Origin of the sequence: Lysinibacter cavernae, assembly GCF_011758565.1 — a bacterium.
In the GTDB taxonomy this organism is placed as follows: Bacteria; Actinomycetota; Actinomycetes; order Actinomycetales; family Microbacteriaceae; genus Lysinibacter; species Lysinibacter cavernae.
This window is the reverse complement of the sequence record NZ_JAAMOX010000002.1, coordinates 759,775-781,611: the sequence shown is the minus strand read 5'-3', so window position 1 is coordinate 781,611 and position 21,837 is coordinate 759,775. Positions and strand designations below refer to the sequence as shown.

At 61.2% G+C, this 21,837-nt stretch carries 19 protein-coding genes; 9 read left to right on the top strand and 10 right to left on the bottom strand.

The window, feature by feature from the left end:
- Position 1: 1 nt before the first annotated feature.
- Positions 2–1,201, top strand: a complete 1,200-nt coding sequence (locus tag FHX76_RS12795; RefSeq protein WP_167151197.1) for a DUF6596 domain-containing protein — start codon at positions 2–4, stop codon at positions 1,199–1,201.
- A 66-nt stretch (positions 1,202–1,267) separates the two neighbouring features.
- Here FHX76_RS12795 and FHX76_RS12790 read toward each other — a convergent pair whose 3' ends face one another.
- Positions 1,268–2,272, bottom strand: coding sequence for a helix-turn-helix transcriptional regulator (locus FHX76_RS12790; RefSeq protein WP_243848794.1), 1,005 nt, complete (start codon positions 2,270–2,272; stop codon positions 1,268–1,270).
- A gap of 34 nt (positions 2,273–2,306) precedes the next feature.
- Here FHX76_RS12790 and FHX76_RS12785 point away from each other — a divergent pair, with 34 nt between their 5' ends.
- Positions 2,307–3,266, top strand: a complete 960-nt coding sequence (locus tag FHX76_RS12785) for an alpha/beta fold hydrolase (protein WP_167151195.1) — start codon at positions 2,307–2,309, stop codon at positions 3,264–3,266.
- Positions 3,267–3,460: 194 nt separating this feature from the next.
- Positions 3,461–4,759, top strand: coding sequence for a hypothetical protein (locus FHX76_RS12780; protein ID WP_167151193.1), 1,299 nt, complete (start codon positions 3,461–3,463; stop codon positions 4,757–4,759).
- A gap of 45 nt (positions 4,760–4,804) precedes the next feature.
- Here the strand turns inward: FHX76_RS12780 and FHX76_RS12775 are convergent, their stop codons facing one another.
- Positions 4,805–5,503: a WYL domain-containing protein gene (locus tag FHX76_RS12775; protein ID WP_167151191.1), complete on the bottom strand. Its 699-nt coding sequence runs from the start codon at positions 5,501–5,503 to the stop codon at positions 4,805–4,807.
- Between the two features lie 73 nt (positions 5,504–5,576).
- Between FHX76_RS12775 and FHX76_RS12770 the strand changes: the two genes are divergently transcribed.
- On the top strand, positions 5,577–6,314 hold the full coding sequence (locus FHX76_RS12770; RefSeq protein ID WP_167151189.1) for an alpha/beta fold hydrolase: 738 nt from the start codon (positions 5,577–5,579) through the stop codon (positions 6,312–6,314).
- An 81-nt stretch (positions 6,315–6,395) separates the two neighbouring features.
- On the opposite strand, the gene FHX76_RS12765 is transcribed toward FHX76_RS12770, so the two are convergent.
- The gene (locus FHX76_RS12765; RefSeq protein ID WP_167151187.1) at positions 6,396–7,025 is read right to left on the bottom strand and encodes a TetR family transcriptional regulator; all 630 of its coding nucleotides are present in this window, start codon (positions 7,023–7,025) and stop codon (positions 6,396–6,398) included.
- A gap of 107 nt (positions 7,026–7,132) precedes the next feature.
- Here FHX76_RS12765 and FHX76_RS12760 point away from each other — a divergent pair, with 107 nt between their 5' ends.
- Positions 7,133–7,918 carry an SDR family NAD(P)-dependent oxidoreductase gene (locus tag FHX76_RS12760; RefSeq protein WP_167151185.1) on the top strand — a complete coding sequence of 262 codons (786 nt, stop codon included), beginning with the start codon at positions 7,133–7,135 and terminating at the stop codon, positions 7,916–7,918.
- 170 nt (positions 7,919–8,088) lie between these two features.
- Here FHX76_RS12760 and FHX76_RS12755 read toward each other — a convergent pair whose 3' ends face one another.
- Complete coding sequence (locus tag FHX76_RS12755; protein WP_167151183.1) at positions 8,089–11,868, bottom strand: hypothetical protein; 3,780 nt, start codon at positions 11,866–11,868, stop codon at positions 8,089–8,091.
- A gap of 163 nt (positions 11,869–12,031) precedes the next feature.
- Positions 12,032–12,667 carry a hypothetical protein gene (locus tag FHX76_RS12750; RefSeq protein WP_167151181.1) on the bottom strand — a complete coding sequence of 212 codons (636 nt, stop codon included), beginning with the start codon at positions 12,665–12,667 and terminating at the stop codon, positions 12,032–12,034.
- 275 nt (positions 12,668–12,942) lie between these two features.
- On the opposite strand from FHX76_RS12750, the gene FHX76_RS12745 reads away from it, so the two are divergent.
- Both FHX76_RS12745 and FHX76_RS12740 read left to right on the top strand, forming a co-directional pair.
- Entirely contained in the window at positions 12,943–13,248 is a 306-nt protein-coding gene (locus FHX76_RS12745; RefSeq protein ID WP_167151179.1) for a hypothetical protein, read from the top strand.
- Between the two features lie 11 nt (positions 13,249–13,259).
- On the top strand, positions 13,260–13,676 hold the full coding sequence (locus FHX76_RS12740) for a type II toxin-antitoxin system VapC family toxin (protein WP_167151178.1): 417 nt from the start codon (positions 13,260–13,262) through the stop codon (positions 13,674–13,676).
- Between the two features lie 76 nt (positions 13,677–13,752).
- Here FHX76_RS12740 and kdpC read toward each other — a convergent pair whose 3' ends face one another.
- The 5 genes from kdpC to FHX76_RS12715 form a co-directional block, all read right to left on the bottom strand.
- Entirely contained in the window at positions 13,753–14,364 is a 612-nt protein-coding gene (kdpC, locus tag FHX76_RS12735; RefSeq protein WP_167151177.1) for a potassium-transporting ATPase subunit KdpC, read from the bottom strand.
- A gap of 10 nt (positions 14,365–14,374) precedes the next feature.
- Positions 14,375–16,504, bottom strand: a complete 2,130-nt coding sequence (gene kdpB, locus FHX76_RS12730; RefSeq protein WP_167151175.1) for a potassium-transporting ATPase subunit KdpB — start codon at positions 16,502–16,504, stop codon at positions 14,375–14,377.
- Complete coding sequence (gene kdpA / locus FHX76_RS12725) at positions 16,501–18,174, bottom strand: potassium-transporting ATPase subunit KdpA (protein WP_167151173.1); 1,674 nt, start codon at positions 18,172–18,174, stop codon at positions 16,501–16,503. The genes kdpB and kdpA overlap by 4 nt, the downstream gene beginning before the upstream one ends.
- On the bottom strand, positions 18,174–18,263 hold the full coding sequence (locus FHX76_RS12720; RefSeq protein ID WP_167151171.1) for a potassium-transporting ATPase subunit F: 90 nt from the start codon (positions 18,261–18,263) through the stop codon (positions 18,174–18,176). Before FHX76_RS12720 ends, kdpA begins: the two co-directional genes overlap by 1 nt.
- A gap of 166 nt (positions 18,264–18,429) precedes the next feature.
- Entirely contained in the window at positions 18,430–19,905 is a 1,476-nt protein-coding gene (locus FHX76_RS12715) for a helix-turn-helix transcriptional regulator (RefSeq protein WP_167151169.1), read from the bottom strand.
- A gap of 179 nt (positions 19,906–20,084) precedes the next feature.
- On the opposite strand from FHX76_RS12715, the gene FHX76_RS12710 reads away from it, so the two are divergent.
- On the top strand, positions 20,085–20,762 hold the full coding sequence (locus FHX76_RS12710; protein ID WP_341777947.1) for a GAP family protein: 678 nt from the start codon (positions 20,085–20,087) through the stop codon (positions 20,760–20,762).
- Between the two features lie 121 nt (positions 20,763–20,883).
- On the top strand, positions 20,884–21,825 hold the full coding sequence (locus FHX76_RS12705; protein ID WP_167151167.1) for a DUF1214 domain-containing protein: 942 nt from the start codon (positions 20,884–20,886) through the stop codon (positions 21,823–21,825).
- Positions 21,826–21,837: the final 12 nt, after the last annotated feature.

The following is a 21,837-nucleotide window of genomic DNA, read 5'->3' as shown; positions in this document are numbered from 1 at the left end:
GATGGGCCGCGCAGACCAAGCAGTAGCGGCACTAGTGCGCGAGCACTGGGCGCCGCTCCTGCGGTCTCTGATCGCGTTCTCCGGTCGGGTTGATCTGGCGGAGGATGCTCTCGCCACGGCTTGTGAGCGTGCAATCAGCTCGTGGGCCGAGCAGATCCCTGGCCATCCTGTCGCCTGGATTCGCCGTACAGCGCAGCGCGCGCTGATCGACGAGCTGCGCCGCGAGCAGGCGCTCGTGCGGCGGCGGCACCTCATCGCAACCGACGAGTTGGTGGATGCGGAAGAGGCCCTGCCGAGCGACAACGATGATCGTATCGAGTTGTTATGGCTGGCCTGTCACCCAGCTCTCGGAAGCGAGTCTCGACCGCTTCTCGCGCTGCGGTTTGTCTTTGGGCTACTCACAGAACGGATCGCGCGCATGTTTCTGGTGAGCACACCAACCATGGCCGCGCGCATTACTCGCGCCAAGAGGCGCGTCGCTTCGGCTGGCTTCGCGCTGACATCGTCCAGGGATTACCCTGATCGTGCCGACGATGTTGCGCGGGCGATCTCGGTGGCGTATGCCGCTGCCTACTTTGCCGGAGACGATGCCTCGGATGACCTCGTGACCCTCTTGCACCAGACCGCTCGGAGTCGCCCTCACCCAGCGCTCGAGGCGCTCGATGTGCTCGTCTCCCTCACACACGCCCGACGCGACGCTCGTATTGGTGACGATGGCCGCCTACTCACTTTGGCTGAGCAGGATCGTTCCCTCTGGAGAGTGGATGAGATGACGGCAGCGCTTCGCCGATACAGCGCCCTGCCTCCGAGCAGCGGCTACGCGGAAGAATTGCGCGCATATGCCACGATCGCGGCCGCACACGCCCTGGCCCCCGATATCGAACGCACTGACTGGAGCCTCATCGACGCCGCACATCGTCGGCTCGCGCAGTTGGGCGACTCGCCGCTGGACCGGCTGGATCGCGCGGCCGGACGTGCTGCGTCCGGACGACCAATCAACCGAGCCGACGTTGACCGGCTGCGTCAGGAGCTGCCTGATCACCACCGCGTACTAGTGGTAGCTGCTCACCTGCACCGCCAGGAAGGTGACGAGAAAGCCGCAGATGAACTCATCCGCCGAGCCATCGAGCTCTGCGAATACGAGCACGAGCGTCAAGCACTGCACCACCTGCTCAGCAGCTACACCGAGCCTCGCGACTAGCCGCCAGGGCGTAGTTCCTCCCTGTCTCCATTACCGCGCTGAGGCATGCGTTCAATCACGGATAAATCATCGCGGGGTGCTCGGCAATCCCGGCCCGCCATATCGCTCGCTCAGCGCCGCACCAATCCCCGCCAAATGGTCAACAACACCACGAGGGCCCGTGATCTCAAGCCATTCAACGAGCCCGGAGAGGTGTCCCGCGATTCCGTATTCGCTTTGCGCTCGGATGACCACGGCGATGCGGCCGTCATGCCCTGCCGCGCCTATTTCGAGGTTGCTGCCAACCGCGACCCTTAGGAAGTTGATCCCCTCGGGCGTGCACAGCGCGTGGACCTCGACCGGGGTGCGCCGGCGGTCGACCTCATCCGCGATCTCGCGCCAGCTTTCGGCGAGATCGAAGTCCTTTGGCCGGTGAACGGGGTCATCGCTCGGAACAACAGCCGAGACCCGGTCGATCCGGAACGTTCGCCGACCCGCATCAGTGTGAGCGACGAGATACCAGACTGGGCCTTTCGCCACGATGCCGAGTGGGTGGATGATTCTCTCGGTTTCGTTGCCCGCGCTGTCGACGTATCCGATCTGAGTCTGCACGCCTCGGATGACGGCATCCTGCAATTGATCAAGGAAATGAGGAGGCCGCTCCGCTGTGCCGCTCGAACCCCAATGCTGCGCATCCACGACCAGGGATGAACCAGCAGCCTCAGCCTCAGATCGGAACGTCTCAGGCAACGCGCGGACGAGCTTGCGGAGGGCCGTTTTCACGGCAGGAGTCGCGGCCGCCGCTGGCCCGGCGACCAGGAACAGCGCGCGAGCCTCACCTGCGGTGAGCCCGGACAGGTCGGTGCGGCCGCCGCCAAGCAGACGCCATCCACCGCTGCGCCCCTGGACCGAGTACACCGGGATGCCGGCCATGCCAAGGGCGTCGAGGTCGCGGCGAGCGGTGCGTTCGGAGATCTCCAGCTCACCCGCCACCTCGGCGGCCGTGACCTGCTCGCGGCGCTGCAGCATGAGGAGGATGGCTATCAACCGGTCGGATCGCATAATTAAGATCTTTTCAGAAAAACCGGTCATGGGGTGACCTATTTAGGTAACTAGTTTGGAAAGCATGAACTCGAACACAACCCAGAACGCATTTCCTATCCCAACTCGTATCGCCGTCAACGGCGTGGAGCTAGAAGTTTTTGAAGCAGGCCAGCACAACGCCGGAAACCCAATCGTGCTCTGCCACGGCTGGCCAGACCTCGCCTACACCTGGCGCTACCAGGTGCCGGCGCTTGTCGCCGCCGGCTACCACGTGATCGCTCCCAACCAGCGCGGCTTCGGCGCATCCTCCCGGCCCACCGAGGTCGATGCCTACGATATTGAGCAGTTGGCTGGCGACCTCGTCGCGCTGCTCGACCACTTCGGCTACGACGATGCCACGTTCATCGGCCACGACTGGGGTGCGTTTATTGTGTGGAGCCTCACCCTGCTGCATCCGGAACGCGTCAAGCGGGTCATTTGCCTGAGCCTGCCCTACCTCGCCCGGGGCGAGATGCCCTGGCTGGACTTCATGGAGGCGGTGCTCGGCAGCGACTATTACTTTGTGCATTTCAACCGCCAACCGGGCGTTGCCGATGCCGTATTTGACGCCGATCCTGCCCGCTTCTTGAATAACCTGTATCGCACGAACGAACCGCTCCTGCCGCCCAAGCCAGGGATGGTGATGATTGAGATTGCGCGCACCGAGACCCCCGCAGGCGACCCCATGCTGAACGACAGCGACCTGGCGGTCTACACCGCGGCGTTCGAGAACTCCGGATTCACCGGCGGCATCAATTGGTATCGCAACCTCAACCGCAACTGGCACCTGCTCGCCGATGCCGACCCGATCATCCAGCAGCCCGCGCTCATGATCTATGGGTCTCGGGATGCCGTGGCCCCCGCCGAGAACCTCGCGGCGTTTGTTCCGAATGTTGAGGAGATCAGCCTCGATAGTGGGCACTGGATTCAGCAGGAGCGGCCCGAGGAAACGAACCGGGTCATTGTGGAGTGGCTGGCACGGCAAGAGGCAGTCCACGGGTAACCGCCTCGACGAGGAGGCTTTTCGGTCGCTGCCATTCGACGATTCGGAAGGCCTCTTCGCTGTTGCATCATCGAGTGTGTTTTCTCCCAGGTGCCTTCGAGAGCACCCCGTTCGCAAGGTGTTAAGATTCGAGGTGTTCACACCGGGCGTGGGGGCTTGCCGGCAACGAGAAACCGTAGAGAAAGTCATTCGTCATGGACGCGTTCGAAGATCAAATTCTCATCAAGCCAAGGCCAGATGAAGACTTCTACGTGTTCTATTCCACGTTGCATTTCTCGCCAATGGAGTGGGGTCCCCGCAGCGATTATGAGGACCTCGAAGACCTTGCTGAGGACTTCGAGCGCGCCGACAAGTACGGGAGTTCGTCAAACCAGGACGCGACGTTCCACTGGAACGATTGGAACGTGGAGATTCGGGATGGGTGGGCTCCCGGCATCGTTCCCGACCTGGCCGTAGCCGCGACCATCGACCGTGAAGATCTTCGTGAACTCTGCGAATCCGACGTGGGCGCGGGATTCACGGTGGTGCCTCGGAGCGTCAAATGGTCGTACGCAACCGAGCAGACCGAGCCTCCAAAGCTGAAGGTGCTGATACCTCGGAAGGAGAAAGGCGAAGACTCACTCTGGTTTTCGGGCATAGTCTCGCTTATCAGCCTTCCGCTGCTCCTCATCCTCATTGCCGCCTTCCTTGATTCGCCAACGCTCACCACACCAGCTGATTGGTGGGGCGCGAACGGGGCGTCTCTGGCCGGAATGGGATTCGTCCTCCTCTTCGCCGCCTTTGGAACTGGGACGTTCGTGGGCACTATTCGTGAACGGCGTTCACGGGAACGAGCGAAACTGGCGTGGCTGGAGGCCAGGCGAACGCGTCCGGCCGCGTCCGCAGAGGATGTCGCCAGGCGACGACGGAATCATGCCCAAAAGCAGCCCCGGCCTCAAAACAAGAAACCGTCGGCCATCGATGAGGATGAGGACCTGTTCGGTATCGGCCCGAGGAACTGGGCTGGGCTCTCGGTGCTCTGCGTGGTCGTCCTGCTTGCCAGCTTGTACCCGTTGTTCACCATCCCGCCAATGCTCACGGGGCAAACGGCGTACGACGGAAACGTGATGCTCGTTTCTGCCACAATGCTCGCCTTCTCGGCCGGGCTTGCCAGCGTGATTCCGCATGCGTTTGTGTCCAACGACGGCAGCATCCCGAGCCTCACGGACGAACGATACTCGGTTGCTCTGTTCTGGTACCTCGCGGCCATGATGGCGATCTGCGCGGTACTCCTCGCTCTGGCGCCATTCCTGGCACTGTTCGACGGGTACAGCCTGGATAGCGTGGTTCGGGGGCTTGGATACGTTTCTTGGGAAGCGATTCCTGTCTGGATCGGAGGCCTGCTGTACTACGCGGTCTCGGCGACGCTGTTCTTTTTCCTGGTGAGAGGTGTGTGGAGGCGGTTTAGTAGGCCGATCCCGTTTCGCTCGTATCGTAGGGCGCGCCTGGGCTGAATCGCCTGGCCGCTCACAGCCTCGGTCTCGCAGGCAGCGCTACCCTCACTCGCCGCGGCTCCGCACGGAGCGGGCCGTCGCCGGCGGCATCCCAACCTCCTCGATACCGTGCCCCTCGCACGGAATCGCTGTAACGCTAGCGCGCTCAATTCGCTCCACCCGGAACCAACGGATGCCGCCGCGCAGCCGACACCAACCTATGAGGTACCAGAGACCATCCGTGGACCCGAACATGATTGGCTCAACATCGCGGGTTGTCGCATCGCCGTCACCGGAGACGTAGCAGACTCGCACAACGCGCTGCTCGGCCATCGCTTCTTCAATGGCCGACCTGATTACGCGGCTCGCCGCGGGCGGCGCGTTGACCCAGATGCGGCTCGCGAGCTCGTCGGCTTGTGCACGAGTCTTGGGGTCGAGCACATCCAGAATCTTGCGAACCCCGGACGCCGCCAGGTCGGCATAGGGCGCATCGGATGCCGCAGAGACGGCAGCGAGCAGCGCCACGGCCTGCGGCGGGGACAGGCTCACGGGAGGGAGGTTCACTCTGGCGACGAGCCCGTACCCACCACCGGGCCCGGGCCGCGACCAGAGCGGGGCCCCAGCGTTCTCAAGGGCGGTGAGGTCTCGCTTGATGGTCCGCACCGACACCTCAAACTCTTGGGCGAGCCGCTCGGCCGTGCATCCGCGAGCGCCGGAGCGACGCAGCATCTCCGAAAGGGCGTGCAGCCGCTCTGCGCGCTTCACTTCTCAACCTCGTCGGAAATCATGTCACAAATAGTGACATACCGTTGTCAAAGGGGCAACTTACGATCGCAGTATGACAACACACACGAACGAACCAACCATCATCCTGATCCCTGGCCACTGGCTGGGCGCATGGGCCTGGGACGAGGTAGCCGAGTACCTGACGGCCGCCGGTCGTCAAGCCGTGGCACTCACCCTTCCCGGCCTCGACGAGGGCGACCCCGAGCGGATGCTCCGAACCCTCGACGACCAGGCCGCGGCCATCAAACAGGCAATGGATGACGCGGGGGCATCCACCCGCCCCGTGGTCATTGCGGCACACAGCGGGGCCAACGCGCCCGTGAGCCTTGTGCTCGACCGTTACCCCGAACTCGTCAAGCGCGTGGTCTGGATCGACAGCGGGCCGGTATCGCCCGGAAGCGCATTTGCCCCCGACCTGCCAGCGGAAGTAGCTGAGTTGCCCCTGCCAGCGTTTGACGCGCTTGGGCAGCAGTCGAGCCTAGACGGACTCAGCAACCAGGATCTTGAGCGGCTCCGAGCCCGCGCAGTTCCTGAACCCGGACCGGTGCTTCGGCAGCCGGTTGAGCTGGGCAACGAAGCGCGACTGCGGGTTCCAACAACGCTCGTGTGCTGCTCAATCACGAGCGCGCAGATCCTGGAGCTGGTGGATGCCGGCCATCCAATGTTCGCGGAAGTTGCCAACCTTGAGAACCGCGAGTTCGTTGACCTCCCGACCGGGCACTGGCCGATGTGGAGTCGGGCTGAGGGGTTGGCCGGGGTTATTTCGGGGGCTGCAATCGCTAACGACTGAGGTCATAGGTTGATCTCAGGGGTCAGTCTCATCGGCTGGCCCCTTTTCTTGCCCACTGATTTGCGAGTTCTCGCCCGTGGTCTATTTCGCCGCGTGCAGCTCGGGAATCCCAGCCGTCAGCCGGCCAAAGCTTGTGAGCGCGAGCTCAAGAGGCGGCGCCGCGGAACTCGATTCCTGAAGAGCCCAACTCTCCAGGGCAATGCGAATCGCGTCGGTCGCCGCGGCCGCGAGCAGCCTGAGCGATAGCGGGTCTGAATCATCCGCGGTAATGCTCGTGATCACGGGGAGCAACGCCACCTCCGACTCCTGATTCACGATCATCCAGACGCGGCGTAGTTCCGGGTCGGCGAGGGTCACCCGCAGCAAGGCTCGGGTGCGCGCAAAGTCGATTGCCTCGTTGTGGCTCGTGGGGGAGAGTTCGTTGCGGATGGCCTGCTCAACGGATTCCAGCGGGCTCATCCCCGGCGTGGATTCGGCGATTGCCTGCTGCCAGTGGGTCGCGCCGCTGGAGAAGAACGGGGCAACGGCCTCGTGTTTATTGGGGAAGTAGCGGTAGAACGTGCGGAGAGAGACTCCCGCTCGTTCGGCGATGTCTTCTGCCGATGTTTCTGCGGCGCCGTGTTCGGTGAAGAGGTGGGCCGCTGCCGTGGCGATTTCGAGTTCGGTGGCTGCGCGGCGTCGCTCGGTGAGGGTTGGCTGCGTCTGCTCCACGCATCCAGTGTACGGCGCTTTGGGTTCGAGACAAAAAGTGCCGTCATGACAAAAATTGACATTAAGCGTATGGTGGAGGTCATACAAGCTTCTAGGAAAGGTCAATCATGAACCGTTACGAAGGACGCCGCGTGCTAGTCACGGGAGCCGGCTCTGGCATCGGCCAGGCAACCACCCTCCGCATGCTCGCCGAAGGAGGCCGCATTGTCGCCGCCGACATGAGCGCTGACGGACTCGCCGACACCGTCGCAAAAGCCGGCGCCGCTGCCGACCGCCTGCACACCGTTATCCTCAACATTTCGGACGAGGCTTCGGTCAAGGCCGGGGTTGCGGATGCCCTCGCCTTCCTCGGCGGGCTGGATGCGTTGGTGAACGCCGCGGGCATCCTCCGCTCATCCCACACCCACGACACCACGCTTGACGCCTTTGAACAGGTGCTGCGCGTGAACCTCGTAGGCACGTTCCTGATGATTCGCGAAACCATCCCGGCGCTTCGCACGGGCAACGGCCCAGCGGTCGTCAACTTCAGTTCAACCTCGGCGCAGTTCGCCCACCCCTACATGGCGGCCTACGCCGCAAGCAAGGGCGGCGTGCAGTCAATGACCCACGCCCTCGCCGCCGAATACTCGACCGACGGCATCCGCTTCAACTCGGTCCAGCCAGGGTCCATCAGCTCCGGGATGACCGACGGCAGCGGCCAGAGCAAGCAAAACGCGGGCCCCGGACTCCCCGAGGATGCCAACTTCGCACTCTTCGCCAAGCTCAGCCCGGCCCTTGGTCAGGGATTCGCGGGGCCGGAGGCTGTTGCTAGCGTCGTCGCAATGCTGGCGAGCGACGATGCGTCGTTTGTTACCGGCACCGAGGTTCGGATTGACGGCGGGACGCACTACTAAGCGGAGCGGTTAGAGCTCTCTGGCCCCGTGGGGTGGTCAGAGGTAAGCGGGCGCCCTCGAGTCGTATGGCTCGGGGGTGCTTGTGTATATTCAGACCATTACTTTTCTCATGAAACGCCAGCCTCCTCCATAGGGCTTGTCCCCATATGTACTGGCGGAACCTTGCTCCTTCAACTCAGACCCTGCTTCCACCGTTCAGCTGCCAGATCTTCTCTCCGCGCAAAAGATTCATAATTCTCGGCAACGCTCTCGAATACGCCTCGAGTGCGGGGGTAATCACGAGCACCTTCTGCGTAGTCGCGATAACTGGCTGCAATCGCCAGCTCTTGACTCCCGCCCTCACTCAAGCTCCTATTTACTACACCCCGCGAGTTGAAGAGTCCTATGACGATTCCCCGCGTGATTTCCGCACTGGACAATTCCTCGAGTAGTGATCGTAGTTCAGTAGGGATCGGCGAACCATCCTCATTGCGGGGCGAGTGACTAAGCAAAGAGCCAATATGGATATCACCAAGCTCAATGCGATCGGCGCTGACAAGGGAGCGTCTTGCGCGTTCTATCCAATCCTTCGTTACGTCGATATTCATCTCTTTACCCTCAACGCCAGGGACCTGGCGGCAGCTTCGCAACACCTCCCAAGCTCTAACTGAGTTCACTTTGCGGAGACCTTCGCCTCCGTCTGAGAATCCCTCGTCTTCTGCAGGTTGATCTACATCAAAGTCGTCGGTTTTAGAACGGAAACCTGTCACGATTAGGCCAACAAAGAAGTCAGGATTTGCTTTGATTTCAGCGTGAAGCGAAGGTGCGGAACTGTTGAAGCCAGACAAAGGCAAAAGTTGCCACTCCAACGAAATAACCCGCTGACTACCGAGATTCTCCCGAAATTCCGACAGGACAGAAAAGACTCGCTCGATTCTTCGTCCACGGAGGGTGATGAATTCAGGATCAGGTTCCCGCATTTCCAGAATGTGCTCAAGAGCAGATGCGAATAGATCAGCAATATTCTGATCGGACGCCGATTCCCGTTCATACAATAAGTTGAGCTTGATTGCGGCTACAGGACGACCCACGTCGATGAGGCATCGCCCGGCCATCACCGCCATTGCAAAGTCCTTTCCCAACCCGTAAATACTGAAATGTTTCCAGAAGAGTTCGGCCACCGCTTCACTTACTGACGCGAGCTTCGCAATTGCAGCCTCCTGGTCTTGAAAGTGGCGAAGGATAAAGGCTTGTTGCTCAGGAGCTGAAAAGCTTTCCAACAGCTGGTCGATAGATACGTCCTCCCGTGTCAAATAGACCGAAAAGTATCCTGCAGCAACTGACACCGCGGTGACGCCTCCAGCTAATGAATCCAGCAGTTGGACACCGACGTCGCTTTGCAATGACCCCAGGGCTTGTCCCACAATCCGCGATTCCACTCCCTCCGCTAATTTGAGCACTCCCACCAAGCCTCCCCATTCAAGGACTTCAGCTACAGCTTGCCGCCTATGCCTCGTAATCATGGATTCATATACCTCATGGCTGTCTCGCCGGCTGAGGTCGCCAAGCGTCAACCAATCCTCTGTAAACAGCCAACGGTATTTCAGATCCGGCTCCATGGGCTCAACGCGGTCCCGGAGTATCGAAATAGGTTCTAACGCCTCCGGCGAGAGCGCCCATTCTGTATCGGCATACTCAGAATGACGTGCAACGAATTCCCGCAGCGCGTCGTATACATCAGCACGATCATTCGAAGTCCAGTGAGCTGCAGCTACGCTCGCGCTATTCACGAAACTATCTCGGAATTCGGAACCGAAATCATCCAACCGGGGTATGAGTTGGAGAGCCCGAGGAGCAGTTAGCTCAAACTCTTTGAGAAGCATTTCTGCAATCTGATTCGTTACTTCGTCAATCTGACCTCTAGTTGGGTGTTCTACTTTCCGCCAATCACGGAACTCTGGACCCGGGTGACTCATTTGCATCGGACGACTCTCCGGAATGAGTGCAAGTAAGGTCTCGAATCCTCGTTCGGAAGCTGAACTGATCAATCGAAGACAACGCTTTCGGTCAGCAGTCGAGGCCGACGTTTGCGGACACCACACGCTGAGGATTCCTAGCAGACTTGCGGTTGGTCGATTATTAGTTTCACCACCTGGGTCGAGGTCTTGTAACCGTATGAGTACACGCACGACTTCATCAATATGGTCCGAGGACCACGCGATACGTTCCAGCGCCCACAAGAAATAGACATGCGGGGAGGTCTCACTAAACAACGAGGTCCTGGTATCGGCACCTGCAAACATGAGCCGGTGTAAAGGAGCATCGCCTTCCAAGCCATCGCGCATGGCTGCCAGAAACTCGATAGGAGCAGCTTCGGCCAGCAGGGAAAGGACATCTGACAGTGAAATCCAAGTTCGATAACTCTCATCTTTATTTGCGATGTCGGCGATCTGGCGCATCATTTGTCGGGCATAGTCTGATTCCTTCACCGTGACGCCACGAACTACTTGACTGTTAGCACCCATGAGGGCAATAGTCTCAGCTAGCCCTCTGCGGATAGAAGCCGTGTGCGTAGGGTGGATACCCTTCAATCCAGCCTTCCACCGTTCATCTGGGCTCAAATTCAGAACGGGATTCGGAACAGTTAATACTTCGAGAGCCACCCGTTGGAAGGACCTTACGTCATCGGCATCAAGTGAAGGTGAGATAAGGGACCATGTGTCATCCCTTGCCACGACATACCACTCATCTTGAACATGATCAACGAGTGGAAGGTCTGGTCCCGTTCTCAGAATCTCTGCTCGGGAACGAACTTTGGAATAACTCTCTCCGACCAAATTCTCAACAACAGTTCGGTCACCCTCATGATCAGCGTGCCAGGATCCCGCTAGTGAAAGCCTTCTTGTTACTTGGTCCGGATTATCGGCCCAAATGGGGGTGAGAATGCTGGGGTTTACCGCTAGGCGTCGTCGCAGTGAGAGAAGGCTCCGACGCGCCAGATAGCCAAGCTCCCTCGCTTGTTCATCATCCCCTAATGCAGCAGCTACAAGGTCAGAGTCCAGCCGTTCCACGAGAATCGCAGTTTCGTCTCCAGGGTGCGCCAACGTGATTATTCTGTGCGGATGCGTTGCCGGCAAGTCACGCGCCATGCGCGGATCGGAGAGCACGATCAGTAGGGGTGATTGTTGCGCAACGAGCTGAAGCAAACTGTTCCGGTCTTCTACGAGAAGTGCACGCGCATACAACTGATTAATTTGAGAGTTATTTGAGTCGGACAACACAGCCGCGACGAAAGCCATTGCCTCATCCAACCGCAGGTTTCCGCCCAAAGAAATGAGCATCGGTCCCGTTGATAGCTGATCGACCAATTTTCGAGATGAGTCAGTGCGGCCAGAAAGCACGATATTTGCACCGAGAGGAACCTCGGTGGACGGCAGCCAGGTCTCTTCCCACCAGTCTTGAACCGACCGCACTCCAGCTAGTAATTTGCCGAGCTGTTCTGCGAGCCAAACAGTAGTCGCAGGAGCCATCTCAAGCCAGGTGTGGACTGAGTCCACATTGTATGCCCGAACTTCTGACCATCGAAGATCCTTCGACTTAGCGCTGGCCCACACTCGCGACTTGGTCCACGGAGCAAGAATCAGCTCAACATAGGTGCATTCACTTGGTTCTCGTCCAGGCGGCCCTACTGTTCGCTTCGCATAGTCTTCGTTGGCTTTTGCATCGTTGCCGCCGACCGAAAGCTCCCAAACCGAAGATCCAGCAGGGACGAAGGTAGTCTCTCTCTCCGTCGTGACAATGCCATCGAATCCACCGCTAGCAACCCCAGACTCGCCAGGCATATCGAGTTCACGAAGACCATCTGCGGTTTCAGCAATGAGGCGACGGATAAGTACGGGGAGCATCTGATCGAAGCCAGTTCTTTTGGCTGCGATTTTGAGGTCATCACGAGTAATGGGCGGCCACATCATGACCACAAATTTAGGTGCAGAAAGGATACCTCTCCCTTGGGCGCGCCGCCCTGCTGAGAGGCCATGACCTAATCATGAGCCAACGACCATCGATAGGTGACAGGGTCACCAGTCTGAGTAGAACTGATAACTCCTCCGGCAAGAAATAGAAGCGCCTTCGTATCTACCCAGCGGCGTTGAGCTGTCTCACCGAATCCAGCGCATACACCGCAAAATCGCCCTCGACCGTGTGCGCTGTCGCAATGAGCACCGGACCGTCAACAATAATCACGCCCATATTGTGACGTTCGCTACTGTAACCATGCCCAAACACAGCGTCAGCGGTGACCCCCTTTGTCGCGTACTCAGCCGTCACATCCGAATAGATGGAGTCCGAAAGCGCAGCGACGAGATCGTCTCTCACCGTGTCATCAAGGACGGAGATAGCTACGGCTGCTAAGGCATCCGTGCCTTCAATCCCCCAACCGCAGTACATTGTCTGGCTGCCACCGACCAAAGCCGCGACCGTTTTCGGGCCAAGCATGGTTTCGGCAAGTTCTTGCGAACCGGGATGGTACGACTGAATCCGTGGGTCGGCTGTCTCTACCGTCTCCGGTGAAATCAGTTCATCGCACGTCGCTGGGATCTTCACGGCCGCCGCCGCGGGCTCAATCTCGTCCATAGGCACCGCCGAAGCCTCCGGTGCGGCAGGGTCCGTCGCCGACGATTCGTTCGCGGACTCTGGTCCACTCAGCAGAGAGCAACCGGTCAATCCGAGCGCAAGCATGAGTGAGGCGACAATTGCCGAAGTGCGGATCATGTCATGCAGCCTATTGGGTCATCCGCTCGGAAGAACAATGCTGTAAGGATCTGGCCGAGCGCTCTGAACGTCCTCCCAGATCATCCTTATGACTAACTTAATAGTCGTTGAGGCGCTTAACGACCAACATGCTCGTCATAAAAAGCGCCCGTTCCCCAGCGCCACGAGACTGCAGTAATGCTCACCCACGGCACGCGACTCAAGGATGTCCTGCAACATTCACAAAGACATACACACCTATTGTGCATGTTCATATTCCTGCATAACCTTGGATCATGGCAACGTTAGAGAAGCGAGTGCAGGTACTCTTTGATCCCGAACGCTACGCCGCCCTTGAAGCCGAAGCGCGGGTACGAGGAATGAGCGCGGGCGCCCTCATCCGCATGGCGACCGACCAGTTGCTCGATCAACAGAGTCAAGATGCCCGTCACGGGCTGCGGGACATGTTCGCCAACGCAGCTGAAGACGCAAAGCGAAACAGCTACGCACCAGTTGACTGGGATGAAGCCAAGGCGGCCTACGAACGTGAGCTGGATCCGCTTTACCGGCTCGCACGAAGTAACGCAGAAGGCACGGAGTGACAGTGTCGGCAATGGAACAAGCAGTACTTATCGACGCCGCCACAGTCCTGTACGCGCTCAGTCCCGATGACCCAAGAAGCGCCGCGTGCCAAGAGCACCTCCTTGATCTCGCCTCAGGCAAAAGCCGCGGCTATGTGAGCGCAGAGGTGATTCAAGAAGTTGTGTTCCACCGCATGCGAAAAACGCAAAATCGCGCGCAGTCAGTCGCCGAAGGTCGCGGGCTGATGCGATCATTCACCGTGCTGAAATTCGACAACGAAGTACTGGATACCTCGCTTCGGCTCATCGAACAGCTGCCCAACGTGCGCGGCCGCGATGCGATCCATGCGGCCACGGCACTGGTCTATAGCATCACCAAAATCCTCTCCCCTGACAAGGATTTCGATGGTATCCCCGGGATTACTCGGATCGATCCGCTCGCAGAGTGAAATAAAGCCCTCGGTCACAGCATGAGAGTCGTGTAATCACTATTGTGATGGTCAAAGCCACGGCTCAGAACACCACCTAACCCAACCCATCCAACGCCAAGTTCAACCCAACAACATTCACCCGCGGCTCACCAATAAACCCGGCATCCCGCCCCGTAATCGACTCCTCAACGAGCGCCGCAACATCCGCAACCGGCAGCCCCCGAGCGGATGCCACCCGCGGCACCTGCAGCCGCGCGTACTCAACACTGATGTCGGGGTCGAGGCCGGAGCCGGAGGCGGTCACGGCATCCACCGGCACGTCAGCCTCCGGGACCCCATTAAACGCAGCAACTTGCGCCCTGCGCTCCTGAATCTGGGCGATGAGTTCTGGGCTCTCGGGCCCGAGGTTTGAGCCGCCCGATGCGAGCGGGTCGTAGCCGTCGCCGGCCAGCGACGGGCGCGGCTGAAAGTATTCGGGCAGGGGCGAACCGTCGGCCGCGTCGAAGCGTTGGCCGATGAGGGATGAGCCGGCAACCTGGTCGTCGGCATCCCGCACATACGAGCCCTCCGCTTGCCCGGGGAACGCGACCACACCGATGCCGAAGACGACGAGCGGATACCCAACCCCCAACACCACGGTCAAGATGAGCATGAGGCGAAGGGCTGTCCAGAGCGGGGCGACCTTGCGAGCAACACGGTTTGGCATGTCAGCCTCCTCAGTATCCCGGCAGCAAACTCACGACAAGGTCGATGAGTTTGATGCCGATGATCGGGACGAGCAGGCCGCTGAGTCCGTTGACAATCAGGTTTCGCGTGAGCGCCGACCGCGGCTCGGTGCTGCGGTAGGGCACGCCGATCAGCGCGAGCGGGATGAGGATGACCATAACCAGGCTACTGAAAATCACGGTCGAAAGGATGGCCGACGCGGGCGAGTGCAGCTGCAACACGTTGAGCGCAGCCAGGCCAGGGAACACCCCAACAAACAGCGCGGGGAAGAGCGTGAAGTAGCGCACCACGTCGTTGGCCAGGTTGAAGGTCATGAGGGCGCCGCGCGTAGACATCTGCCGCCGGCCGACCTCGATGATGTCAACGAGATGGGCCGGGTCGTCGTCGAGGATGATCATGTTGGCCGATTCCTTGGCCGCCGACGTCGCCGTGTTCATCGCAATGCCGATGTCGGCCTGGGCGAGCGCGGGGGCGTCGTTCACACCGTCGCCGCTCATCGCCACGAGGTGACCCTGCTCCTGCTCGTGCACGATCAGCGCGAGTTTATCCTCCGGCGTCGAGTTGCCAACGTACTCGTCGATGCCAGCCTCTTCGCTGATCGCCTTGGCGGTGAGTTCGTGGTCACCCGTCACCATCACGGTGCGGATGCCAAGCGCGCGCAGCTTGCTGATGCGCTTCGGGACCGTCTCTTTCACAACATCCTGCAAGTGGATGACCCCCACAGCGCGCCCCGGGCCCTCGGCGGGCTTCATCACAACCACGAGCGGGGTGCCGCCAGTGCTCGCAATCTCGCGGGTGACGGCCTTGAGCTCGTCGATCACGTGGCGCTGCGGCTGCGTGCCCTGCTGCTTGAGCCAGGTGGCGGCCGCCATGCCCGCGCCCTTGCGGATCTTGGTTCCGTCGGGGAGGTCGATGCCCGAAATCCGCGAGACGGCGCTGAACTGCACGGGCCGACCGCCCGAGGTATCCGCTTCGCTCGGCTCGATTCCTGACTCCGCGGCGAGCCGCACAATGGATGCCCCCTCGGGGGTGGGGTCGGCAACGGATGCCAGCGCCGCGAGCCGCATGAGGTCGCGCGCATCCACCCCGGCAAGCGGCACGAACTCGATCGCGCTGCGGTTACCTTTGGTGACGGTCCCGGTTTTGTCGAGCAGGACGGTCGTGATGTCGCCGGCGGTATCAAGCGATTTTGCCGAAATCACGAGCACACCGCGGCGCAGCAGCTGGGACATCCCGGCGATGCCCGTCACCGACATGAGCGCCGCAATCTCGGTGGGGATGAGGCACACCACAAGCGCAACGAGTACGGGAATGGATACGGGCGGAGCGACAGGCGAAACCACCGAGTTCAGCGTGAGCGCCACAATCACAAACGACAGCGAGAACGACGCGAGTAGGGCACTGAACGCCACCTCGATCGGCGCTTTCTGGCGGCGCGACTTGCTCGCGAGGCGGATGGTGCGCTCAAAGGCGCTCGCTTCAAAGGATGCGCTGATCCGCACCACGAGCCGGTCGGAGAGGTCGTGCGTGCCGCCGGTCACTGCCGTGCGGTCGCCTCCGGCCTCGCGGATGACAGCGCCGGCATGCCCGGTGAACTCCGACTCGTCGACCTCGGCCGCGCCCCACAGCACCTCGCCATCGGCGGGAATGGTCTCGCCGGCCTCGACAATCACTACATCCCCTGGCATCAGCTCGTGCGAATCGACCATCTCGACAGCCGCGTCGCGAGCCGCGCGATCCTTGGACTGGTCGTAATTCAGCACCCGCCGCGTCACGACGCTCGTGCCGGCCTGGCGCAGCGACTGGGTCTGCAGGCGCCCTCGACCCTCGGCAATCGATTCGGCGAGGGTGGCGGTGAACAGGCACATCCAGAATCCAACGGCCAGCAGCCAGGTGAAGCTGGGCGGCATCATCGACCCGCCAGACGGCATCGCCCCGCCAACAAAGGGCTCAACAATTGCGATGGCGGTGGTCAGCGCCGCGCCAACCTCAGTGAGGAGGAGTACGGGGTTATGCCACAGGTAGCGTGGGTCAAATTTACGCAGCGCATCGATCAGCACCGTGCGGATGGCGCTGGGCGAGAGCACGGTGTCGCGGCGGCGAAGCGTTGGGGTCGTCATCGCATGAATCCTTCCGCCAACGGCCCGACGAGCAGGATCGGGATGAACATGGGGACGGCGATAAACACGATCAAGAACACGAGCAGCGCCACAAACTGCGGACGGTGTAGCGGCAGCTCAAGGGTGCTCTCGGCCTTGCGCTGCACGGAAAGCGACCCGGCGAGCGCCATCACGAGCACGATGGGGATGAAGCGCCCGAGCAGGATGACCACGCCAAGCACGATGTTGAGCAGCGGCGTGTTTGCGCTCAGGCCCGCAAACGCGGAACCGTTGTTGATTGCCGCCGACACGAAGGCATAGAACACCTCTGAGAGCCCGTGCGAGCCGTCGTTGCCCATGCTCGAAATGATCTCGTCCTTGACCGAGGGGATCGCGAAGCCAACGGCCATGCCGCCAATCGCGAGGGTCGGCATGACAAGGATGGCGATGCTCACGATCTTCATCTCGCGCACGCCGAGCCGCTTGCCGAGGTACACGGGCGAGCGCCCAAGCAGCAGCGCCGTGAGGAACACCGCGATGACCATGAGCACGAGCAGCGTGTAGATACCCGAACCCGCGCCGCCGGGGGCAACCTCGCCGAGCATCATGTCGAACATGAGCATGAGGCCGCCGAACGCCGTGTACGAACCGTGCATCGAGTTGACGGCGCCGCCGGTGGTTCCCGTGGTGGCCGTCGCAAACAGGGTGGACCCAACGATGCCAAACCGTTGTTCCTTGCCCTCCATCGCCCCGCCGGCGAGTTCGGGCGCGGTGCCAGAACCGGCGAACTCAAACGCCGTGAGCGGCACGTAGATCAGGACAAAGAGGACGGCCATGGTGAGCAGCAGCGCGTATCCGGCCCGCTGATCCCCCACCATCGTGCCAAGCATCCGCGGCATCGTGAACGGAATCAGCAGCAAGAGGAGGGTCTGGAGCATGTTGGTCCAGGGCGTTGGATTCTCGAACGGATGCGCCGAGTTCGCGTTATAGAACCCACCGCCGTTGGTGCCGAGCATCTTGATCGCTTCTTGGGAGGCCACCGGCCCGCCGGGAATCGTCTGCGTCGCCCCTGTGACAGTTTGGATGTCGGTGAAGCCTGCGAAGTTCTGGATGACCCCGCCCGCGAGCAGGAACACGGCGGCCACCAGCGAGATCGGCAGCAGGATGCGCAGGTTGGCTCGCACCAGATCCACCCAGAAGTTGCCGAGCCCGCTTCGCCCGCCCCGCGACGCAATCCCGCGGATGAGTGCAACAGCGACGGCCATGCTCACGGCGGCCGACACGAAGTTTTGGACGGCGAGACCGGCCATCTGGGCGACGTAGCCAACCGTCTGCTCAGGCGAATACGACTGCCAGTTGGTGTTGGCCACAAACGACGCAACCGTGTTGAAGGCGAGGTCGAGGCTCATGGGCGGCATGCCAAGCGAATACGGCAACAGGTTCTGGAAGCGCAGCATCAGGAAGAGCAGCACAAATCCCGCTACGGAGAACGCAAGAATCGACACGAGATACACGCGCCACGACTGCTGTCGCTCTGGATGCACCCCGGCCAGCCGGTAGATCATCCGCTCGATGCGCCAGTGCTTCTGCGAGGTAAATACCCACGCCATGTAATCGCCAAGCGGCCGGTACAGCAGCGCGATAACGATCGCAATAGAGAGGAACGCCGTGATGGCAAGAAACCAGGCCATCAGAACCGGTCCGGATGCATGAGGGCGTACGCAAGATAGAGAAGCGACCCGAGGCCCACGATTACGGCCACGGCTTCAATGATGCCCATTACTACTCCATCTTGAGGACTGCGAATTGAGCATAGTCCACAGTGGGAGGTTTCACGTGCAACGGGAGGTCAGCGCGGTCGTCTCGTGGGGCGCGTTCTGCCTCGTGGGGTGCAGTTTTTCGCACCCCACGAGCGCAAATGCGCCCCGCGAGAGGACAGACGCGCTCTACCGCGCATCCACCACCTGCAGCGCCGCCCTGCGCGTATTGACCCCGAGTTTGCGATAGATCGACCGGATATGCGTTTTGACCGTCGGGTAGGCAATCTGGAGCTGGTCGCCAATCTCAACGGCAGTCATCGTGGTGCGGAGGCAGGCGAGAATCTCGCGTTCACGTACCGTCAGCACGCCAGAAACGGCCAGGGACAGGGCATCCCGCCGAACGAAGATCACGCGCAAGAACTCGTCGTGCGCCGAACCGCGTTGGGCGTGCGCCGCGAGCAGGTCGCCAATCGGCGTATCGAGCGAAAGAAAGGGCGCCAGTACCTGTTCCGCGGTTGCCAGGCCAAGGGCCCGGTCGAGGTACTCGTGCGCCTGCTGCCCGCGACCAGCCGCCGAGCTCAGCGCGGCCGAGGTCACCAAGGTGCTGACGAGCACATACGACGGCGGGGCGGTCGCGGTCGCCAGCCGATGCGCCTGCCGCGACAGCACTGGCTCGCCAAGGCGCTGATAGAGCTCGGCCAAGAGCGCATGCGCAACTGGGGCGCCAGCTCGGGTGAGGGCTGGCGCGGCAATGGTGCGGGCAAAGACATCCCGACCCTCCGCATGCGCGAGCCAGGCGGCCACAACGCTTCGCAGCGTTGCCCACGGGATGCCGTGCTTATCCGACGTGCTCACACCCCTGACGAGCTGGGATGCCTCGCGATAGCGATCCTTGCGCTGCAGCGCGATCAGGCTCATCGTGAGGTACAGCCGCGCTTGCGCTTCGAAGTTGGTGCCTGGGCTGCCCTCAACCACCACGGCATCCAGCTGGGCAACGGCGTGCTCAAAATCGCCCCGCCAGAACGCGATGGTTCCGCGGGTGGACCCAAGCAGCCCTCCCTCGTAGCGATCCCAGTCGTTGGAGGGCGGAGAGGCGGGAAGCCCGTCGAGAATGCGCTCGGCCTCGCTGAACACACCCGCGTGAGTGAGTGCAAAGGCGAGGTTTGATTGGGCGAGCCGGAACGTTTCGTCGCGTGAGTGCAGGCGGGCCTCGTCGCTGGCCGAGCGCAGCAGGGCGATCGCGTCTGGCAGGTTTCGCCGCAGACGAATCTCTGTCCACCCGAGCAAGAACAGGGCAGAGGGATAGTCCTCTTCCGACCCGCACCGGGCGAGGGCCTCGCGTGCGCGGTCGGCAATCGACGCCTTTGTTGGGGTGTCGGGCGCGAGCAGGAGACTTGTGAAACACACAACAAAATCGTCGTCGGCAACGCGCATCCCCTGACCCCTGAGGAAGACGGCGCCGTGCGGGTCGCCGGCGAGGTCTCTGCAGCAGGCGCGGATGAGCAGAATGTGCGGGTCGTGTGGGTTCGGGAACTCGACGCACAGCTGTTCGAGCTCGCTCGTGCGGGATTCGAGGATGAGCCGAAGCCAGTTTCGCCTGAGCAGCATTGTCGCCCGTTCGCTGGACCCTGCGGCAAGCTCCTGACGCACGGCTTCGATCATGAAAACATACTAGCGGGCAGAATATCCCGCCAACAGGGTGGTCGACTCACGAAATAACGCCTCATCCCCGAAGGATGAGGGACTCGTCGAAGCACACCTTCTATCGCGATCATTGCAACGATGGAAAAAACACAACCAGACAGAACACCCCACCTCCGACGCCAAGGAGGGATCTAACCGTGCTGGGTCCCGTCATCGGCGAGATCCTCCCCCTCACGCTCGCAATCTCCATCAGCCCGCTCACCATCGTGGCCGTCATCCTGATGCTCCTCTCGCCAAACGCGCGGCGCACCGGCCCCGGCTTTCTCATCGGCTGGACCCTCGGAATCACAACTCCAGTCGTCGCGTTTGTCTTGCTGGCAGGGACACTCCCCTCATCAGGCGATTCGGATGGGCCAAACATCCCGCGCGCGATTGCGCAGTTTGTGCTCGCCATCCTCCTACTCCTGGTCGCCGTCAAACAGTGGCGCGGCAGGCCAACACTTGGGGAAGAGCCGGCGCTACCCAAGTGGATGTCTGCAATCGACTCGTTCACCTTTGGCCGTGCGCTTGGCCTCGGCATCCTGCTCTCCGCCCCGCGCCCGAAGAACCTCCTCATCGCCGCGAGCGCCGGCGTCATCATCGCGGGCGCCGACCTCTCCGTCGGTGATGGGGCCATCGCGGTTGCCGTGTTTGTCTGCTGCGCGATCTCAACGGTCCTTGTCCCCGTTATTGCGTTCTTTGTTGCGTCCAAGCGACTCATTGGCCCATTGGAGGCGTTCCACCAGTGGCTCGCCCGCGAGAACGTGACAATCACAACCGTGCTCCTGACCGTGATTGGCGTGCTGATGCTTGGCAAGGGCATCGGCTCGCTCTGACCGTTACGGTTAAGCACCCCGTCCAGTTGACTCCTAGCCCGACCGCATCCCGACCCGTTCTCAACCGATACCACGAATCCCACCCCGCATCCGCTTCCCCCGCCGCCGAAAGGAACCCGCAGTGCCTGCCATCCCCGTGAACGTTCAGAATTTCAACAGGGCCGAAACTGACCTCATGTTTGCCCGCCTCGCCGCCGGCGTTGGTGTTGGCGCGTGGAATCACACCCACGAGCTGAAACCACTCGACGATCAGCCAATCATTCGCCAAAACCGCGACACCCTGTACAGCAGCGCAATCATCGATGTGCGCGAGGATGTCACCGTCACCCTTCCAGACACCGGCGATCGCTATATCTCGGTGTGGGTCATCAGTCAGGATCACTACGGTCCGGTAATCCTCAGCACGCCAGGCGACCATGTTCTCACGCGCGAGCTGATCGACACCGATTATGCCGCGCTCATCGTTCGCATCCTCGTTGACCCAAACAGCCAAGACGACGTCGCGGAAGTCAATCGGTTGCAGGATGCGCTCACCATCACGGGCGGCGGAACAGGCAGCTTCCCACTCGCCGAATACGACGAGCAGTCACAAACCGAGACACGCGAGGCCCTGCTCACGCTCGCCCGCGGCGTGAGCAAATACGATCACTCGTTCGGCACCAAAGACGAAGTTGACCCGATCATGCATCTGCTCGGCACCGCGTCCGGCTGGGGCGGCCTCCCCGAGTATGAGGCAACCTACATCAGCGTTGACGAGAACATGCCCGTTGCGGAATACGCCCTCCGGCTGAAAGATGTTCCAGTGGATGCCTTCTGGTCCGTCTCCCTCTACAACGCGGCCGGCTACTTCGAAGAGAACGCGCTCGGCGTCAACAGCATCAATAGCCTGACGGCGACCCTGGATGCGGATGGTGGCGTCACCATCCGATTTGGCATTCACCTCGAACATGTGGCGAACGCCCTCCCGATCATACCAGGCTGGAACTATGTGCTGCGGCTGTACCGCCCGCGCCCATCGGTGCTCGACGGAACGTGGACGGCACCGCGCCCTGAAGCACTGTGAACCGAGGAGACA

What these genes read in the sequence shown, in the direction of transcription:
- FHX76_RS12795 (WP_167151197.1), top strand. Translation starts at nt 2, where the DNA reads ATGGGCCGCGCAGACCAAGCAGTAGCGGCACTAGTGCGCGAGCACTGG.
- FHX76_RS12790 (WP_243848794.1), bottom strand. Translation starts at nt 2,272, where the DNA reads ATGACCGGTTTTTCTGAAAAGATCTTAATTATGCGATCCGACCGGTTG.
- FHX76_RS12785 (WP_167151195.1), top strand. Translation starts at nt 2,307, where the DNA reads ATGAACTCGAACACAACCCAGAACGCATTTCCTATCCCAACTCGTATC.
- FHX76_RS12780 (WP_167151193.1), top strand. Translation starts at nt 3,461, where the DNA reads ATGGACGCGTTCGAAGATCAAATTCTCATCAAGCCAAGGCCAGATGAA.
- FHX76_RS12770 (WP_167151189.1), top strand. Translation starts at nt 5,577, where the DNA reads ATGACAACACACACGAACGAACCAACCATCATCCTGATCCCTGGCCAC.
- FHX76_RS12760 (WP_167151185.1), top strand. Translation starts at nt 7,133, where the DNA reads ATGAACCGTTACGAAGGACGCCGCGTGCTAGTCACGGGAGCCGGCTCT.
- FHX76_RS12755 (WP_167151183.1), bottom strand. Translation starts at nt 11,868, where the DNA reads ATGATGTGGCCGCCCATTACTCGTGATGACCTCAAAATCGCAGCCAAA.
- FHX76_RS12750 (WP_167151181.1), bottom strand. Translation starts at nt 12,667, where the DNA reads ATGATCCGCACTTCGGCAATTGTCGCCTCACTCATGCTTGCGCTCGGA.
- FHX76_RS12745 (WP_167151179.1), top strand. Translation starts at nt 12,943, where the DNA reads ATGGCAACGTTAGAGAAGCGAGTGCAGGTACTCTTTGATCCCGAACGC.
- FHX76_RS12740 (WP_167151178.1), top strand. Translation starts at nt 13,260, where the DNA reads ATGGAACAAGCAGTACTTATCGACGCCGCCACAGTCCTGTACGCGCTC.
- kdpC (WP_167151177.1), bottom strand. Translation starts at nt 14,364, where the DNA reads ATGCCAAACCGTGTTGCTCGCAAGGTCGCCCCGCTCTGGACAGCCCTT.
- kdpB (WP_167151175.1), bottom strand. Translation starts at nt 16,504, where the DNA reads ATGACGACCCCAACGCTTCGCCGCCGCGACACCGTGCTCTCGCCCAGC.
- kdpA (WP_167151173.1), bottom strand. Translation starts at nt 18,174, where the DNA reads ATGGCCTGGTTTCTTGCCATCACGGCGTTCCTCTCTATTGCGATCGTT.
- FHX76_RS12720 (WP_167151171.1), bottom strand. Translation starts at nt 18,263, where the DNA reads ATGGGCATCATTGAAGCCGTGGCCGTAATCGTGGGCCTCGGGTCGCTT.
- FHX76_RS12715 (WP_167151169.1), bottom strand. Translation starts at nt 19,905, where the DNA reads ATGATCGAAGCCGTGCGTCAGGAGCTTGCCGCAGGGTCCAGCGAACGG.